The organism is Nocardia sp. NPDC006982, assembly GCF_042869435.1.
Taxonomy (GTDB): domain Bacteria; phylum Actinomycetota; class Actinomycetes; order Mycobacteriales; family Mycobacteriaceae; genus Nocardia.
Window position 1 is genome coordinate 255191 of record NZ_JBIAFV010000003.1, and the last position, 15815, is coordinate 271005.

The 15815-nt window shown below is 65.6% G+C and carries 16 protein-coding genes; 6 read left to right on the top strand and 10 right to left on the bottom strand.

Translation table 11 applies throughout. The features are described from left to right. Window positions 1–11 precede the first annotated feature (11 nt). A complete protein-coding gene (locus tag ACFYOW_RS14515) occupies window positions 12–2330 on the top strand; it encodes a fructose-specific PTS transporter subunit EIIC (protein WP_387287967.1) in 2319 nt (772 codons plus the stop codon). Window positions 2331–2358: 28 nt separating this feature from the next. Next, on the top strand, window positions 2359–2616 hold the full coding sequence (locus ACFYOW_RS14520) for an HPr family phosphocarrier protein (protein ID WP_387287969.1): 258 nt from the start codon (window positions 2359–2361) through the stop codon (window positions 2614–2616). A gap of 272 nt (window positions 2617–2888) precedes the next feature. On the opposite strand, the gene ACFYOW_RS14525 is transcribed toward ACFYOW_RS14520, so the two are convergent. Next, on the bottom strand, window positions 2889–3296 hold the full coding sequence (locus ACFYOW_RS14525; RefSeq protein ID WP_387287971.1) for a RidA family protein: 408 nt from the start codon (window positions 3294–3296) through the stop codon (window positions 2889–2891). 94 nt (window positions 3297–3390) lie between these two features. Further along, a complete protein-coding gene (locus tag ACFYOW_RS14530) occupies window positions 3391–4326 on the bottom strand; it encodes an AraC family transcriptional regulator (protein WP_387287973.1) in 936 nt (311 codons plus the stop codon). 131 nt (window positions 4327–4457) lie between these two features. Between ACFYOW_RS14530 and ACFYOW_RS14535 the strand changes: the two genes are divergently transcribed. Beyond that, on the top strand, window positions 4458–5150 hold the full coding sequence (locus tag ACFYOW_RS14535) for an NAD(P)H oxidoreductase (RefSeq protein WP_387287975.1): 693 nt from the start codon (window positions 4458–4460) through the stop codon (window positions 5148–5150). Here ACFYOW_RS14535 and ACFYOW_RS14540 read toward each other — a convergent pair. Next, complete coding sequence (locus ACFYOW_RS14540) at window positions 5053–5304, bottom strand: VOC family protein (RefSeq protein WP_387287977.1); 252 nt, start codon at window positions 5302–5304, stop codon at window positions 5053–5055. The two genes, ACFYOW_RS14535 and ACFYOW_RS14540, sit on opposite strands and share 98 nt — an antisense overlap. Window positions 5305–5443: 139 nt before the next feature. On the opposite strand from ACFYOW_RS14540, the gene ACFYOW_RS14545 reads away from it, so the two are divergent. Then, window positions 5444–6328 (top strand): aromatic prenyltransferase, encoded by an 885-nt coding sequence (locus ACFYOW_RS14545; protein ID WP_387287978.1) that lies wholly within the window; start codon window positions 5444–5446, stop codon window positions 6326–6328. 8 nt (window positions 6329–6336) lie between these two features. On the opposite strand, the gene ACFYOW_RS14550 is transcribed toward ACFYOW_RS14545, so the two are convergent. The 5 genes from ACFYOW_RS14550 to ACFYOW_RS14570 all read right to left on the bottom strand — a co-directional run bounded on the left by ACFYOW_RS14550 (window position 6337) and on the right by ACFYOW_RS14570 (window position 11208). Further along, window positions 6337–6858, bottom strand: a complete 522-nt coding sequence (locus tag ACFYOW_RS14550) for a flavin reductase family protein (RefSeq protein ID WP_387287979.1) — start codon at window positions 6856–6858, stop codon at window positions 6337–6339. After that, entirely contained in the window at window positions 6851–7360 is a 510-nt protein-coding gene (locus ACFYOW_RS14555) for an NADPH-dependent FMN reductase (RefSeq protein ID WP_387287981.1), read from the bottom strand. The genes ACFYOW_RS14550 and ACFYOW_RS14555 overlap by 8 nt, the downstream gene beginning before the upstream one ends. A gap of 23 nt (window positions 7361–7383) precedes the next feature. Next, the gene (locus tag ACFYOW_RS14560; RefSeq protein ID WP_387287983.1) at window positions 7384–8592 is read right to left on the bottom strand and encodes an SfnB family sulfur acquisition oxidoreductase; all 1209 of its coding nucleotides are present in this window, start codon (window positions 8590–8592) and stop codon (window positions 7384–7386) included. After that, window positions 8592–9707, bottom strand: coding sequence for a dimethylsulfone monooxygenase SfnG (sfnG, locus tag ACFYOW_RS14565; RefSeq protein ID WP_387287985.1), 1116 nt, complete (start codon window positions 9705–9707; stop codon window positions 8592–8594). Before sfnG ends, ACFYOW_RS14560 begins: the two co-directional genes overlap by 1 nt. Window positions 9708–9834: 127 nt before the next feature. After that, entirely contained in the window at window positions 9835–11208 is a 1374-nt protein-coding gene (locus tag ACFYOW_RS14570; protein ID WP_387287987.1) for a styrene monooxygenase/indole monooxygenase family protein, read from the bottom strand. A gap of 124 nt (window positions 11209–11332) precedes the next feature. On the opposite strand from ACFYOW_RS14570, the gene ACFYOW_RS14575 reads away from it, so the two are divergent. Then, a complete protein-coding gene (locus ACFYOW_RS14575) occupies window positions 11333–11818 on the top strand; it encodes a GAF domain-containing protein (protein WP_387287988.1) in 486 nt (161 codons plus the stop codon). Here ACFYOW_RS14575 and ACFYOW_RS14580 read toward each other — a convergent pair. Together ACFYOW_RS14580 and ACFYOW_RS14585 are read right to left on the bottom strand one after the other, a co-directional pair. Beyond that, window positions 11815–13245 (bottom strand): LLM class flavin-dependent oxidoreductase, encoded by a 1431-nt coding sequence (locus ACFYOW_RS14580; RefSeq protein WP_387287990.1) that lies wholly within the window; start codon window positions 13243–13245, stop codon window positions 11815–11817. The genes ACFYOW_RS14575 and ACFYOW_RS14580 overlap by 4 nt on opposite strands. Beyond that, window positions 13242–14465, bottom strand: a complete 1224-nt coding sequence (locus ACFYOW_RS14585; RefSeq protein WP_387287992.1) for an acyl-CoA dehydrogenase family protein — start codon at window positions 14463–14465, stop codon at window positions 13242–13244. Before ACFYOW_RS14585 ends, ACFYOW_RS14580 begins: the two co-directional genes overlap by 4 nt. A gap of 179 nt (window positions 14466–14644) precedes the next feature. Here ACFYOW_RS14585 and ACFYOW_RS14590 point away from each other — a divergent pair, with 179 nt between their 5' ends. Continuing rightward, a complete protein-coding gene (locus ACFYOW_RS14590; RefSeq protein ID WP_387287993.1) occupies window positions 14645–15787 on the top strand; it encodes an LLM class flavin-dependent oxidoreductase in 1143 nt (380 codons plus the stop codon). Window positions 15788–15815: the final 28 nt, after the last annotated feature.

The following is a 15815-nucleotide window of genomic DNA, read 5'->3' on the forward strand; positions in this document are numbered from 1 at the left end:
AGGACACTGCGATGGCCCACTCCCCTGATTCGATCATCACCACCGAGCTGATCAGCCTCGATACCGACCTCGGCACCGCCAAGGAAACGGTGATCGCGACACTCGCCCAGCGGCTCACCGACAATGGGCGGGCCACCTCCGCCGAGGCACTACGTGATGCGACGCTGGCGCGCGAATCACAGTCCGCGACAGGGCTTCCCGGCGGCATTGCGATTCCGCATTGCCGGAATGCCGCGGTGACCAGTGCGTCGCTCGGGTTCGCCCGGCTGGCGCCCGCGGTGGATTTCGGTGCTGCTGACGGGCCTGCGGATCTGGTGTTCCTCATTGCCGCGCCAGAGGGTGCCGGTGCGGAGCATATGAAGTTGTTGTCGAGTCTGGCTCGGGCGCTTGTTCGGCCGGAGTTCGTGGGGTCGTTGCGGGAGGCCGCGAACGCTGACGAGGTAGTTGCGCTGGTGACGGATGTTCTTGCGCAGAAGCCTGCGATGACGCCTAAAAAGGCTGCGGCCGAGTCTGTTTCGAGTGCCGCGGGTGCGTCTCCAGCTGCTTCGAACGGTACAGCTGTGACCGCGTCCGGCGGCGCACCCGCAGCCAAGGCGGCTTCGAACGGTACAGCTGCGTCCGGCGGCGTATCGGCGGCCCAGGCGGCTCCGAACGGTACGGCTGCATCCGGCGGCGTATCGGCAGCCCAGGCGGCTCCGAACGGTGCAGCCGCACCTGCTGTCACCGACGGTGTATCCGCGTCCGGGGCGACTTCGAACACCACTTCCGCGCCAGCAGCCGCTTCGATCGGCGCAACCACTGCGGCTGGAGTCAGCGCATCGCAGAGTGCGACCGACGGCGTGTCGGCTGACGAGTCGAGCGCGGTCGTCGGGCGAACAATCGTCGCGGTCACGGCTTGTCCGACCGGCATCGCCCACACCTACATGGCCGCCGACTCGCTCGTCGCCGCCGGTGACCGCGCAGGCGTCACAGTGCACGTCGAGACCCAGGGATCCAGCGGCAGCACGCCGCTGAGCGCCGAAACCATCGCGGCCGCAAGCGCGGTCATCTTCGCCACCGACGTCGGAGTGCGCGGCCGGGAACGGTTTGCGGGCAAGCCGGTTGTCGAGTCCGGGGTCAAGCGCGCGATCAACGAGCCCGACACCATGGTCGCCGACGCATTGCGCGCCGCCCTCGACCCCACAGCGGCAACGGTCGCCGGATCCGCACGCCCCGAAGGTGATTCGGCACCGGCAGCACTCGGCTGGGGCACTCGGCTGCGCCAGATCCTGCTCACCGGCGTCAGCTATATGATCCCGTTCGTCGCCGCGGGCGGCCTGCTCATCGCGCTCGGATTCCTGTTCGGCGGCTACGAAATCGCCGACCACGCCAAGAAGATCGTGCTCGACAACTCGCTGACCGCACTGCCCGACGGCGGCCTACCGACCTATCTCGGCGCGGTGCTGTTCCAACTGGGTTCGCTCGCATTCAGCTTCCTGGTACCGGCCCTGGCCGGATATATCGCCTTCGCCATCGCCGACCGGCCTGGCCTGGCACCGGGATTCACCGCTGGCGCGGTGGCCGTCTTCGTCGGCGCGGGGTTCCTCGGCGGTCTCGTCGGTGGTCTGATCGCCGGGTTCGCGGCCCTGTGGGTCGCGAAACTGCCTGCCCCGCAATGGGCGCGCGGACTTATGCCGGTGGTGGTCATCCCGCTGTTCGCCTCGCTGATCGTCGGCGCGCTGATGTTCATCTTCCTCGGCAAACCACTCGCCGCGATCACCAGCGGACTCACCAACTGGCTCAACAGCCTGACCGGCACCTCCGCGCTCGCCCTAGGCGCCATCCTCGGCCTCATGATGTGCTTCGATCTCGGCGGCCCGGTCAACAAGGCCGCGTATTCCTTCGCCGTAGCCGGACTATCGGTCACCGATCCCGCCTCGCTGCGCGTCATGGCGGCCGTCATGGCCGCCGGCATGGTCCCGCCGCTGGCCATGGCGTTGGCCACGGTTCTGCGGGCCCGGCTGTTCACCACGGCCGAACGTGAAAATGGCAAGGCCGCATGGCTTCTCGGTGCCTCCTTCATCTCCGAAGGCGCGATCCCCTTCGCCGCGGCCGACCCGCTGCGCGTGATCCCCTCGATGATGGCCGGTGGCGCGGTCACCGGTGCGCTGATCATGGCCACCGGAACCACCCTCAGCGCACCACACGGCGGCATCTTCGTCTTCTTCGCCGTCGGCCACATCGTCTGGTTCCTCGCCGCCCTCGTCGCGGGCACCGCCGTCGCCGCCCTGTGCGTCACCGCCGCAAAGGAATTCATCAAGCCACGCACCCCCGCCCTCGCAACCGCCTGAACCCCCTCTCACGCAAGGAGAATCAACCATGGCCAGCACCACTGTCACCGTCGCCTCCGCCATCGGCCTGCATGCCCGCCCCGCCAACATCATCGCCGAAACCGTCACCGACGCCGGCGCCGAAGTCACCCTTTCCCTCGTAGACGGCGAGCCTGTAGACGCGGGCTCCGCGCTAATGATCATGACTCTTGGCGCCGCCTACGGCACCGACGTAGTCGTCACCAGCGACGACCCCAACGCACTCGAGCTCGTAGCCAAACTCGTAGCCACCGACCTCGACGCCTGATGGGACCAGGGGTGTTCATTCCCGATCCCTTTGTCGGCTCGAATGGGCGGATCCGGCTGGTCGGCGTCCGTTCTCTCGTCGCCGGGTCCGGGCCACGCCATCGCGACCGCCGTTAGCGCGTCCAGAATCCGGCGGACCGCGGTTTCGGCGGCTGTTCCCAGGCCGTGGATCAGGAGCCGGGATTCCATTGGCAATGCGACGCGGTGGGGCCGGTCCAGCCATCGAGGAACTGAATGCGGTAGCTGGCCGCGTGGGCGCTCAGCGCTACATATTCAGTCGAGGACTGCGGTGGCTTCGATCTCGACCAGATGCTCGGGGACGTCCAGCGCCGCGACACCGATCAGCGTGGCCGGCGGCACCGGAGTGACCCCCAGCTTCGCGGTCGCCCGGGAGATTCCCTCCAGGAGCGCGGGCATCTTGTCGGCAGTCCAGTCGACGACATAGAAGCTCAGTTTCGCTACGTCGCCAAAAGAACCGCCGGCCTCGCCCAGCGCGGTGGCGATGTTGAGATAGCACTGCTCAACCTGCGCGGCGAGGTCGCCCTCGCCCACCGTGACCCCTTCCGCGTCCCAGGCGACCTGCCCGGCGATGAAGACCAGCTTCGAACCCGAGGCGATCGCCACCTGCCGGTAGACATCGATTTTCGGCAGGCTATCGGAGTTCTTCAGGGTGATGGCCATGCTGTCCGCCTCCTTGTCCGGGCTGCTGTAAGCCCGTGTTCGTCAAACGACCTTTGGTCCTGTTGTAGTTACTCAGACACTGCTAGGTACCGGTTCACGCTCCGAGATCGGCGGTGGCGCGGAAATCGCTGGGGCGGATACCTCGACGGCGCTTGAACGCCGCACTGAAACCGAAGGCGTCCGCATAACCGACAGCCTTCGCCACCTGCGCCACGGTGAGACTCCGGTCGGCCAATAGTTCCTCCGCCTCATCCATCCGGCATTCGGTGAGATACGCCAGGGGCGACTGCGCCATGACCTCGGAGAACCGCCGGGCGAACAGCGCCCGCGATACCCCCGCCTCGGCGGCCAGCGACGCGACCGTCCAACCGGCGGCCGGCCTTCCGTGCATGGCCTCCAATGCCGGCCCGACCACTGGATCGGCCGGCCCGCGATACCAACCCGGCGCGTCAGCGTCCAGCTCGTCGAACCAGTTGCGCAGCGTGCACACCAACGCCCAGTCGAGCAGCCGGTCCATCATCGCCTGCGCTCCGGCCGGACGCCGGGCCGCATCCGCGGCCATCGACTCCATCCACGCGCACACCTCCACATCGTCGGTCACGACCAGGACGGGCGGTAAAGCACGCAGCAGCCGTTCGTGGCGCCGGCTGGAGGCCCGATAGGCGCCGACGATTAGAGCGGTCTCACCGGCGGGGTCGTTCCCCCAGCGACCGCCGTCCAGCGCGGGATCGCATTTCGCGTCCGCCGCGAAGCAGGCGACCTCGTATTCCTCGTGCGGCAAGCCGACAGTCTCCGCGCGGTCGAGGAGGACGAACGTTTCCGGGCCGCGCACGATCGCGGTGTCTCCCACCGTGATCCGATGCTCGAGACCGCCGGGCAGCAGCAATGTTCCCCCACCGCGCAGCACGGTGACCATGGTCAGCGGTGCTTCGTCGGCGAACCGGATGCTCCACGGTGCTTCCAAGACCGCGTTGGTGAGCACAGCTCCCTCGGCCCGGATACCGCTCAGCAGTTTGCTCAATGGATCCACACCATCGACGGTAGACGAACTCCTATCGAATGTAGATCCTTACCCATAGATCGTCCATTGTCCGGGGTGTGGAATGAAATCCAGACCGCACAACCGATCGTCTGGAACTCCGGACCCACAGAGGAGGCCCCGTGCAGCACAACTCGACCGTGGACACCGCGACCACCCGCACCGCGCTGGTCGTCGTCGCTCATCCCCGGCCCGATTCGCTGACCGCCCATATCGCCGAACTGGCTACCCGGCCGTTCGCCGCGCTCGGCTACCGGATCGATCTGCTGGACCTGCACGCCGAGAACTTCGATCCCCGGATGACCGCGGCCGACCTCCCGGAATGGGGCAACCGGGAGAAGGCATACTCCCCCGAAGTCGAGAACCATATGCGGCGCATCCTCGCCGCCGACGTGATCGTCGCGGTGTTCCCGGTGTACTGGATGCAGGTCCCAGCGATTCTGAAGGGCTGGATCGATCGGGTGTGGAACTACGGATTCGCCTACGGCCGCAGCAAACTCCGGCTCGCGGGCAAGCGGATGCTGTGGCTGGGCCTGGCGGGCGTGGCAGACGACGACGCTGTCGTCGACCTCATGCACGATGCGCTGAGCGCGCAACTCAACGACGGTATCGCCTACTACTGCGGCCTCACACAGTCGTCGGTGGGGTTGTTGCCCGGCGCGGAAGAAAAGCGGCAGCGCCTGGATGCCGCGGGCAATCTCCTGCTCGATGAGGCCCTCACCGGCGCGGTCCGCGAAGCCCACTATGCGGGCTTGGAAGAGCGGGCGCTGGGCTTCGTCGACGATTTCCTTGCCGCCGAAAGGGTTCCGGCCTGACCACTGAAGGCCTCGCGTCAGCGGGGAGTTGCCCGGCGGCGAGTAGTTGTTCGACCAGGGCGCTCGGGTCTTCCACCTCGTAATGCAGGGCTGCGGCCCAGAAGTCGGCGAGGGCGGGCGCGTTCCTGGTGTCGATGACCAGTTTCCAGTTCAAAACCAGAAGCGGAACCTACCGCAACACCGGGCGCACATCCCGCGCATACAACTGGGACCGGCTGTCCACATCATGGCACCGCCCGCGAGATCATGCGAAGCACTGCGATCGGGCGGACGTTTCCGGGACGATGAACGTCATGGCAAGGACACTCGATCAACTCCGCGAGGATCTGCAAGAGTATGCGCGCCTGGCCGAGGCTCGCTACGACTCCACGATCGTGGATCCGGTACTGGAAACCCTCGCTGACCTGTGGACCAACTCCGTCGTCGGTGTGCGCACCACCACGCATCCGGTGGGTGAGCGCGAGGTCAACGCCCGAGTGATGCACCCGGGCGAGCCGACCGCGCTCATCGAGAAGTTGCGTGCCGCAGGACTTCTCACCTACACCGGCCATCCGATGGAGAAGTTGCTGGCCGAGATCGCGGCCGAGGTGCCGGTCAATTCGGGCGTCGATCTCGCACTTGCCGGTGGGGTACAGAAGATCTGGCTGGTCTTTCCCGAATTGCTCAGCGTGGAACGGGTTCTCGGCTTCGCCGGAATTCCCGAGTCGGCACGCGCGCACGCCGACCATCTATCCCGCTACGGCGGCCGAATCGGGATTCTCGCAGTAGATTTCGATGCCCGAACGATGAACCTCTATTCGAACGTCTTCGAGCCCGGCCATTTCGCGCCCGCGGATATCACCCGAATCCTGACCGAACTCGACTTCACCACACCCACCGACACCGAACTCGCCTTACTCGCCCGCACCTTCAACCTCTACCGCACCTTCTCTTGGACCTCATCGCACATGGAGCGAGTCTGCTTCCCGGTGCGCTGCGAACCGTCCAGCTTCCCAACCCACCTTGACCCGGTTCTGAACCGTTTCGTCGCCGAAGCACCATTCGCCGATCCCGAAACCCGCGGCTTCGTCTTCTACGCCGCCTATGGCCCAACCAACCGCTACTACAAGGTCCAGGCCGAGTACGCGGGTGTCCGCGTAGCCACCTTTCCAGGCGGAACCGCACCACGTACGACGTAAGCCGATCGTCAACTCGCGATCTCGGTGATCTCCCGGTGCGGGTGCAGGCTGCGGAACTTGCTGCCGTGGAAGATCAGTGGTTCGGCGTCGGTGCGGGCGGCGAGGCGGTTGATCCGCAGGATGACCACCGTATGGTCGCCCGCGGGGATGCGGGCTTCGACCACGCCCTCGATCCACGCCGTCGCACCGTCGATGAAGATCGCATCGGCCGCGCCGCGGTGCACGTCCACATTGTGGAAGCGGTTGCCGTTGCGGTTGCTCAGTGCCCGAGCCGCGTGCTCCTGGTCGGTGCCGAGCAGGCTCAGGCCGAGGTGCGTGGCGGTATCCAGTTTCGGCCAGGTCGCCGAGCTGTTCTGCACGCAGAACGACACCAGCGGCGGGTCCAGCGAGACCGGAACGAAGGTGCTCACCGCCAAACCGTGTGGCGTACCTTCGATTTCGGCGCATACCGCGACGACACCACTGGGAAAGCTGGCGAAGACACGCCGTAGGCCGGAGCCGTCGGACGGAAATTCGAAGAGCTCATGCATGATCGGCCACTTTCGAGGCGAGAGCCGCGGCGACCGGGCGCCAGCGTTCGGTGTAGCGCTCGATGGCGCCGTCTTCGGAAAATGTGCTGTCCGACAGGTAGAGGCCGGGCAGCGCCGCCGTCGCGCCGAGTTCGACCAGCACCGGCTTGAGCAGCAGATCCGGGGCGAGTGCGTGCGCAGGGCCCGCGCCGAGCATGAGCGGGACGGTTACCACATCGGCCAGTCCGGTGCCGCCGTCGAACTGTTCGAGGAACAGCTTCAACAGACCGGTGTAGGTGGCCTTGAAGGTGGGACTGGCGAAGACCACCAGCTCCGAATCAGCCACTGTGCGAACGGCGGCCGCGACCTCGGGATCACCCCAGGACAGCAGGCGCGCGCCGAAGGAGACCAGATCGATCACCTCCGGTTCCACGTCCGGACGTAACCCCGCGGCGACCAGTGTCGCCGCAGTCAGAGTACGAGAGGCTGGCTTCGGATTCCCGACGACGACCGTAACTGTCACTTCCGTATCCTCTTCTCGCTCGATCAGATCACGCCGTGCAACGGTGGCGCGGTGTCGTGCAGTAACGCCCGGCCGATGTGCTGATATTTCCACCGGATCGGGTCGTGCAACGTGTGGGTTCGGGCATTGCGCCAGAAGTGGTGCAGGTTCAGATCCGCTGCGGCACTGCGTGTTCCGCCGACCTCGAACAATGCGGCCGAAACCTCGTTGGCCGCACGATCGGCCAGCACCTTGGCGGTGGCCACGGCAAGCGATGCGGGAGCGACGGATTCGGCGTCACGAATTGCGGCGTCGACGGCCACACCGGCGGCGGTTAGCGTGGCCTCGGCGGAAGTCACGGCTACCGACAGCTCACCGAAACGCTGGATCAGCAGCGGATCATCGACAGCCCTTTCGACACCGGCTTCGAACCACGGCCGACTCGAGGTGCGCACGAATTCCGTTGCCGCACCGAGTGCACCACGAGCAATGCCGGTGTCGATCGCGGCATGCAGCAGTTGGGCGTAGGCGCCGTATCCCGTGGGCGCGTGCACTGCCGCCGAGCGGGCGATCAATTGATCTGGTTCGACGAGCACCTCGGCGAATTCGATGGTTCCGCTGCCGGTGGTGCGCTGGCCGATGCCGTCCCAGTCGTCGATGATTCGCACGCCCGGAGTGTCGGCCGGTAGATACGCGATGTATTCCCCCGCAGGCAGTCCACTGCGTCCCTCCGGATCGTCGAGCCGGGTGAGCACCGCCAGCAGATCCGCGAAAAGTGAACCCGTACAGTAGAACTTGACGCCATCGATGCGGAAGCGATCTCCCACCGGACGCACCGTAGTCGCGATATCGGCGACAGTTGCGGTGCCGCGTTCGGACTGGGCATTGGCAATGCGAGCGCCCGCGAGAACTTGCCCGAAATACCGCGCCTGCTGATCCGCGGTCCCCGCCAGGCGCAACAGGTTCAGGTACACGAAGTGGCTGTGTGGAATCTGCGCGATATTCGGATCGGCGGCCGCCAGAATCCGCACCACCTCCGCCACCGCGCTCGGCGGCAGATCCGCGCCTCCGAATTCCGCGGGCGCGGTGATCGCGAGCAACCCACTCGCCGCGAGTCGATCCACCTCGGCGAAGGGCAGCTCGCGGCCGAGATCACGCGCCGCCGCCCCGACGGCGAACTCCGAAGCGAGCTGTGCCGCAACAGAATACGCGTGTGCTGCGGATTCGATCCGGTCGGCGACGACGGCGGTCATCAGTGCCCCACAGTGGCGGGTGTGCGTGCGGCCTCCAGTTCGCGGACCAGCGGCAGCACCTTCGCGCCGAAGTACTCGACCTCCTCCTGGAAGTGCAGGAAACCGGCCAGAATCAGGTCGACACCGAGTTCCTTGTAGGCGACGATGCGCTCGGCGACCTGTTCGGGTGTGCCGATCAGCTTGGTGCGGAATCCGTCGTTGTACTGCACGAGATCGTCGAACGTCGAATCCGCCCACATCCCCTTGCGGTCCTTCGTGGACGCACCGGCCTGTTGCACCGCGTCCCGGAAGCCTTCCACCGCAGGCTTATTCGCCTTCTCGATGATTTCGCGCAGGGTATCGTGCGCTTCCTTCTCGGTATCGCGGGCAATGATGAAGCCGTTCAGACCGAATTTGACCTCGCGCTGGTTCGCTTGGGCGATAGTGCGCAGTTCATCCAATTGTTCGGTGACACCGTCGAAATCCTTGCCGTTGGAGAAGTACCAGTCGGCGTAGCGACCACCATTGCGGCGCGCCGCCGTCGAGTTCCCACCCTGGAACAGTTCGGGATTCGGCCGTTCCGGAGTGTTCAGCGGCTTGGGCTTCAGCGTGAAATCGCGGATACGGTAGAAGTCACCGCCGTAGTTGACATCATCCTCTGTCCAGATCTTGCGGATCACCTCGAGGAATTCGGCGCTGCGCCGGTACCGTTCGTCGTGCTCGAGCCATGGCTCGCCGAGTGCGGTGAATTCCCCTGCGAACCAACCGGATACGACGTTGATGGCGAAGCGGCCATTGGAGAGGTGATCGGCGGTGGCGCCGAATTTGGCCAGCACGGCCGGATGCCAGAGTCCGGGATGGATCGCGGCGATCACCTTCAGCCGCTCGGTCGCGCCGAGCAGCGCGAGGCTGAACGATGTCGACTCGTGCTGGTATTCCGCACCGTAGGAGGCGGTGTAGCGGACCTGGGACAATGCGTAATCGAAACCGTTGTTCTCCGCGGTTTGCGCCAACTTCTTGTTGTATTCGAAGTCCCAACTGGTGCGCTGTTCGATATCGCTGGTGACCAGCCCCCCACTGACATTCGGCACCCAGTACGCGAACCGGATCTGATCGGCGATGTGCTCTGTGGTCATACTTACTCCATTGCGTCGGGGAACCGTCTATCGCCAGGAAGGGGCGCACCATGCGCCCCTTCCACTCCAGCACCGCAAGCCCACGGGCAGGAGGGTTTGAATCTGTGCGATCGGATGGGTGTAGCGATCAGACGTTGGCGAGGCGGTAACCGGATCGGCTGAACTGACCGGCCGGCGCGAATCGTTCGAGCAGTGCCGCCGCATCCTCGCCGGTGACCCGAGTGATGAATTCGGCGGCCGCGTCGAGCGAATCGACACCGAGGAACGGCTGCGGGCGGTGCAGCAGCCCGACGAGCGCACTCGCGAAGCGCGGTTCGACCGCGGCGGCGGCGAAGAGCTGATTGCCGATATCCGCCAATTCCGGATCGCCGAGGAACAATCGGGTGACCTTATTCGCCGCATCACCACGTGCGGCCAGGAATGCCGCGTACTGCGCGCTGATCCAGTCCGCGTCGAACGGACCTTCGTGCACGGCTGCGGCCGCGACGAGTCGCTGCGCCTGGATCAGCCCGCTCTGCGCACCCTGCCCCGCGATCGGGTCATAGGCCGCCGAGGTGTCGCCGAGCGAGGCAACCACATGGCCACTGGCGGTGCGCCCGATACCCGATCGGACTACCGGTCGGACCGCACCCTTGAGCCAAGAATGCGGATCCTCAGCGATCACCTGGGTTTCGAGTACCTCGGGCAGATCCCAATCGATGAAATCGCGGTACAGGTCCTGCACGATCCGATGGGCCGATTCGGCCGAATCGGCTGCGGCGAAACGACTTTCCCATTCGCTGCCCGGCCGCGCCCAGCCGAGGAACGCCCAGCTCGGGCCCGCGTCCTTGTGCAGATACGGTCCCCACCAGCCCTCGCCCTGTTCGGCGAAGATGGAGAAGCCGCTGTGCGCGCCACCGGCTCGGCTGCGGTGCGCGAAAACGCTTTCGTCGTGGCCGATTCCGGTCACGGTGACGGTGAGCAGCGACCGCTGCGGTGCGTCGTAGGGAGTGCGCGCCTGGTCGATCGCGAACAGGTCGGACAGGCCGCCGCGTCCGGTGGCGACCAGCGTGAGATCGGCAGCCGCGGCAATGGCGTCGAGTTTGTCGGGGGTGACCTGCTCGACGACGAATCGTCCGCCGCGTTCCAGGAATGCGGTCAGCCGTTCGTCGGCCTTCAAACGGGTATCGACCGCAACCCCGACATATCCGTCGAAATGACCGTCGAATTGGATCAATTCCTCGCGCTCGGGTCCGGCGATGCGCACACTGAGCCCGGTATGCCGGGGCGCGCGACCGGTGTAGGTGTCCAGACCGAGTGCGGATTCGGCTTGTTGGGTCTCCCCGAATTCGAGTGCGGTACCGGTGGCCGGTACATCGTCGCGCAAAGCACGCTGATCGCGGTCGCTGTGGAGCGTGACGTCGAATCCGGCGTCGAGTAATCCTAGTGCCGCAGTGACGCCGGTTTGACCGGCGCCGATTACCGCGGCCGAACGTGTAGAGCGGGAATTCTGCGATGTCATGCCAATCATGGTCCGTCCAGAACCGCGCTGATCGCAGTGTTGCGATCATCGAGAATCAATGGGGTGACCTGGAATTCGCGATCGCGGGGCGCGCCACCGGTCGTGGCCGTTCTAGGATTCAGCCATGTCGTTCACTGTTTCCGAACTGACCGGTGACCGGTCCGAACAGTACCGTCAGCTCGTCGTGCAGGCCGAGGCGCTGGTCGCGGGCGAGACCGACCGGATCGCGAATGCCGCGAATCTGGCCGCGCTCGTCTTCCACGCGCTCACCGAGGTGAATTGGGTCGGATTCTATTTCTACGACGGACAGGAATTGGTCGTCGGACCTTTCCAGGGCAAACCGGCCTGCGTGCGCATCGCCATCGGCAAGGGTGTCTGCGGTACCGCCGCCGACACCCGGGAAACGCAACTGGTGCCCGACGTGCACGCATTCCCAGGCCATATAGCCTGCGATGCCGATACCCGCTCGGAAATCGTAGTTCCGCTGGTGCGTGACGATATCCTCGTCGGTGTCTTCGATCTCGACAGTCCGCAACCGAACCGCTTCGACGATATCGACAGGAAAGGCCTGGAGTCCATCGCCCAGGCCTTCCTGAATTCGCTCGATTAGGTGGCTGTGACGGTGGCGCCCGGCCGCGATACAGCATCGGGCAGCGCCGTCGACAATGACCCGCCGACGCGATACCGTGCACCGCGGTGCTCTTGCGGCAACCGATCTCCTCTGTCGAACAAGGCGTTTCGCAGAGTGCCCGGTGTGTATTCCGTGACGTAGGCGCCGCGTTCGGTGAGCACCGGAACCACATGGCGGACAATATCTTCGAAACTGCCCGGGGTGATGGCGTAGGCCAGGTTGAAGCCGTCCAGGTCGGTTCCCGCGACCCAGTCCTGCAGTTGGTCGGCCACCGTGACACCCGAGCCGACGAAAACCGGTCCCATACCGCCGATCCCGGCCCAGCGGCCGATATCGCGGACGGTCCATTCCCGGCCGTCGTCGTCGAATTCCTGGAAGGCGGCCACGGCGGACTGAATGGCATTGCTCTGCACCTGGCCGATGGGGTCGTCTAAGTCGTAGCTCGACAGATCGATGCCCATCCAGCCGGACATGCAGACCAGCCCGCCCTCGACGCTCGCGTAGGACAGGTATTCCTCGTGTTTGGCGTGCGCCGCCTCGTCGGTGGTGTCGGTGATGATCGTGGCCAGTGCGTAGACTCGGGCCGAATACCGATCCCGGCCCGCCGCCTCGAGTGCATCCCGGATGCGGGAAACAGTCTGTGCCAGAATCCGTTTCGAAGGCCCCGCGACGAATATCGCCTCCGCGTTCTCGGCGGCGAAGCGCACACCGCGCGGCGACGCACCGGCCTGGTAGATCACCGGCGTCCGCTGCGGCGACGGCTCCGAGAGATGGATGCCCGGCACCTGATAGTGCCTACCCCGATGCCCGATGTGATGCACCTTCGCCGGGTCGACGTAGATGCCTTGCGCGGCATCGCGAACCACCGCGCCGTCCTCCCAGGAGCCCTCCCACAGCTTGTACAGGACCTCCAGGTATTCGTCGGCCTGGTTGTAGCGCTCATCGTGGTCGAGCTGGTCGTCTGCCCCGAAATTCCGTGCGGCCGAAGGCAAATAACCGGTGACCACATTCCAGCCGATGCGCCCGTTGGTGAGGTGATCGAGGGTGGAGAGCCGACGCGCGAACGGATAGGGGTGCTCGAAACCGGTTCCGGTGGTGATGCCGAAGCCGAGATGTTCGGTCACCGCCGCCATTGCCGAGACCAGCAGCAGCGGATCGGCCACCGGAATCTGGGCGCCCTGACGCAGCGCGGCAATATCGTTGCCGCCGAATACGTCATAGGTGCCGAGCACGTCGGCGATGAAAATGCCGTCGAAACGCCCCTGCTCCAACAGCTTTGCCAATTCGGTCCAGTAACTCAGTTCCTTGTACCGATGCGATTGATCGTCGGGATGTCGCCACAGACCGGGTGATTGGTGGGCGACGCAGTTCATGTCGAAGGCATTGAAGCGAATGCGGCGCGTCACTGCTGGTCTCCCGTCGCCGGCTTGCGCTCACCCGCGCTCCACGCGAACGGCAGCTGCGTGCCGTTCAGCAGATAGTCACCGATCGCCCTCGCCTTTTGGATGGCCGGATTGTGCACCGAGATGGTGCGGGCGTTGCGCCAGTGCCGGTCCAGCCGCAGCTGCTCGGAGACGATCGATGCGCCGCCGACCTCGAACAGCAGTGTGGTGGCCGGCAATACGAGATCGATAACCGCGAGCTGCGCCTGTGCGGCGGCGAGTTCGGCTGCCACGATGGAATCTTCGTCCTGCGTACCGCCCGCCAGCACCTCATCGAGCACATCGGCGACAGCGAGCACGGCGGCCTCGGCGGCGAACGCGGCGGCGGAAAGTCGTCCGATCACCTGCTGCACCAACGGATCCTGGCGTGGCAGATCGGCGGCCGAATGAGTGTAGCCGCGGGTGCGTGCCGCCACCCACTCGCGGGCATCGCGCTCAGCTCGCTTCGCTATGCCTGCGAGCACTGACAGCTGCACCAGCTGCAGGTAAGAGGTAGCGTAAGTCGGTCCCGGCGCGCCGTAACCGGGCCCGAGAATGCGCTCCGGCTCGACCGCGACATCGGCGAATTCCGTTGTACCGCTTGCGGTCAGCCGCTGACCGAAGCCGTCCCAATCGTCGTGCTGGCGGACCCCGTCGGCATTCGCGTCGACCAGTACGCCCACCCGCTCACCGTCGCGATCGGCCGCCGCGAGGATGTAGTCCGCGTAGAGCGAGCCGGTGCTGTAGTACTTGGTGCCGTTGAGCAGCCACCGATCACCGTCCTTGGTCAACCGCGTGCGGTAGTGGTCGACCGCGCCGACGCCCGGCTCGGTGATCGCATTGCCGACCAGCGTGCCCCCGGCCGCGGCGCGCAGCCAATGCGCACGATGCTCCCCCGGTTCGGCGAGCAACTGGTCCTCGACAAAGGAGAAGTGCACCCGCAGCGCCTGCGGCAGATTCGATTCGGCGGCGGCCAATTCGATGAGCAGCCGGAACAGCTGTCGCACCGTGACGCCGTAGCCGCCGAATTCGACCGGGACCCGCAGCGCACCGAATTTGGCCTCGCGCAGCCAGCCCACCTCCTCGAAGGGCAGCCGACGATCGATCTCGCGCTCGACCGCGCCCTGCGCAATGCGTTCGAAGATCGGACCGAAGATCGCATCCAGGTCGGAGTCTGTGGTGGATTTCGCGTCGATGGATGTCATCACCCCACGATCGCGCGGACCTACCGTCAGCTCACCAGTTATCCGCACTGCGATCGAAACACGCTGGTAGGGGTAAGAACCACGCAGATTTCAACCGGTGACAGCACTCGGCGACGCTGGCAGCATCGCGGTCATCCGTGCCTGAAAACGGCATCCGAACCGGCGAGGAGCAGTTGTCGATGTCACTGTCGTTCCATTGGTTTCTGCCCACCTACGGCGATTCGCGTGGCCTGATCGCCGGTGGTCACGGCACGTCGATGTCCGGTGACCGGCCGGCCTCGCTGCGCTACCTCAACCAAATCGGCGCGGCCGCCGAGGACAACGGTTTCGAGGCGGTCCTCACCCCGACCGGCGCGTGGTGCGAGGATGCCTGGCTGACCACCGCCATGCTCGTCGAAACCACCGAGACACTGAAGTTCCTGGTGGCGTTTCGCCCCGGCCTGGTCAGCCCGACGCTGGCCGCGCAGATGGCCGGGACCTACCAGCGCCACTCCCGCGGCCGCCTGCTACTGAATGTGGTGACCGGCGGCGAACCACACGAACAACAGGCCTACGGCGATTTCCTCGATAAGGAACAGCGTTACGCCCGCACCGCCGAATTCCTGCACGTGGTGCGCGAACTGTGGGAGTCTCGCGAGCCGATCAGCTTCGAGGGCACCCACATTCAGATCCGCGACGCCCTGCTCAACAACCATCCGGACCCGATCCCACCCGTCTTCTTCGGCGGCTCGTCCGGACCCGCCGGCCCCGTGGCGGCCCGCTATGCCGACACCTACCTCACCTGGGGCGAACCACCCGCCGCGGTGGGCAAGAAACTCGATTGGATCCGTGGTCTCGCCGCCGCCGAAGGCCGAGAGCTCGGCTACGGCCTACGCATTCACGTCATCAGCCGCGATACCTCCGAAGAGGCCTGGTCCGTCGCCGATCGACTGCTGTCCGGTCTCGACCCCGCCGAAATCGCCCGCGTGCAAACCAGTCTCGCGCGCAGCGAATCCGAAGGCCAGCGCCGAATGCTGGATCTGCACGGCGGCCGCACCGATCGTCTGGAGATCGCGCCGAACCTGTGGGCGGGCGTCGGTCTGGTCCGCGGCGGGGCCGGCACCGCGCTGGTCGGCTCACACGAAGAGGTCGCCGACCGCCTGATCGAGTACGCCGACCTCGGTATCACCCACTTCATCCTCTCCGGCTACCCGCACATAGAAGAGGCCTACTGGTTCGGCGAGGGGGTACTGCCCATCCTGGAACGTCGCGGCCAATGGACGCACCCCCACCGCACCGAATCCGCCCCTGTAGCAACCCCTTTCGCAACCGCGACGCACTAATCGCCATTTCGCGATGCGTCCCTGAACT

Bases quoted from the DNA above. Each gene is read 5' to 3' on its own strand.
- sfnG (WP_387287985.1), bottom strand. From the start codon at position 9,707: ATGACCACAGAGCACATCGCCGATCAGATCCGGTTCGCGTACTGGGTG.
- ACFYOW_RS14590 (WP_387287993.1), top strand. From the start codon at position 14,645: ATGTCACTGTCGTTCCATTGGTTTCTGCCCACCTACGGCGATTCGCGT.
- ACFYOW_RS14545 (WP_387287978.1), top strand. From the start codon at position 5,444: ATGGCAAGGACACTCGATCAACTCCGCGAGGATCTGCAAGAGTATGCG.
- ACFYOW_RS14550 (WP_387287979.1), bottom strand. From the start codon at position 6,858: ATGCATGAGCTCTTCGAATTTCCGTCCGACGGCTCCGGCCTACGGCGT.
- ACFYOW_RS14575 (WP_387287988.1), top strand. From the start codon at position 11,333: ATGTCGTTCACTGTTTCCGAACTGACCGGTGACCGGTCCGAACAGTAC.
- ACFYOW_RS14525 (WP_387287971.1), bottom strand. From the start codon at position 3,296: ATGGCCATCACCCTGAAGAACTCCGATAGCCTGCCGAAAATCGATGTC.
- ACFYOW_RS14560 (WP_387287983.1), bottom strand. From the start codon at position 8,592: ATGACCGCCGTCGTCGCCGACCGGATCGAATCCGCAGCACACGCGTAT.
- ACFYOW_RS14520 (WP_387287969.1), top strand. From the start codon at position 2,359: ATGGCCAGCACCACTGTCACCGTCGCCTCCGCCATCGGCCTGCATGCC.
- ACFYOW_RS14515 (WP_387287967.1), top strand. From the start codon at position 12: ATGGCCCACTCCCCTGATTCGATCATCACCACCGAGCTGATCAGCCTC.
- ACFYOW_RS14585 (WP_387287992.1), bottom strand. From the start codon at position 14,465: ATGACATCCATCGACGCGAAATCCACCACAGACTCCGACCTGGATGCG.
- ACFYOW_RS14570 (WP_387287987.1), bottom strand. From the start codon at position 11,208: ATGACATCGCAGAATTCCCGCTCTACACGTTCGGCCGCGGTAATCGGC.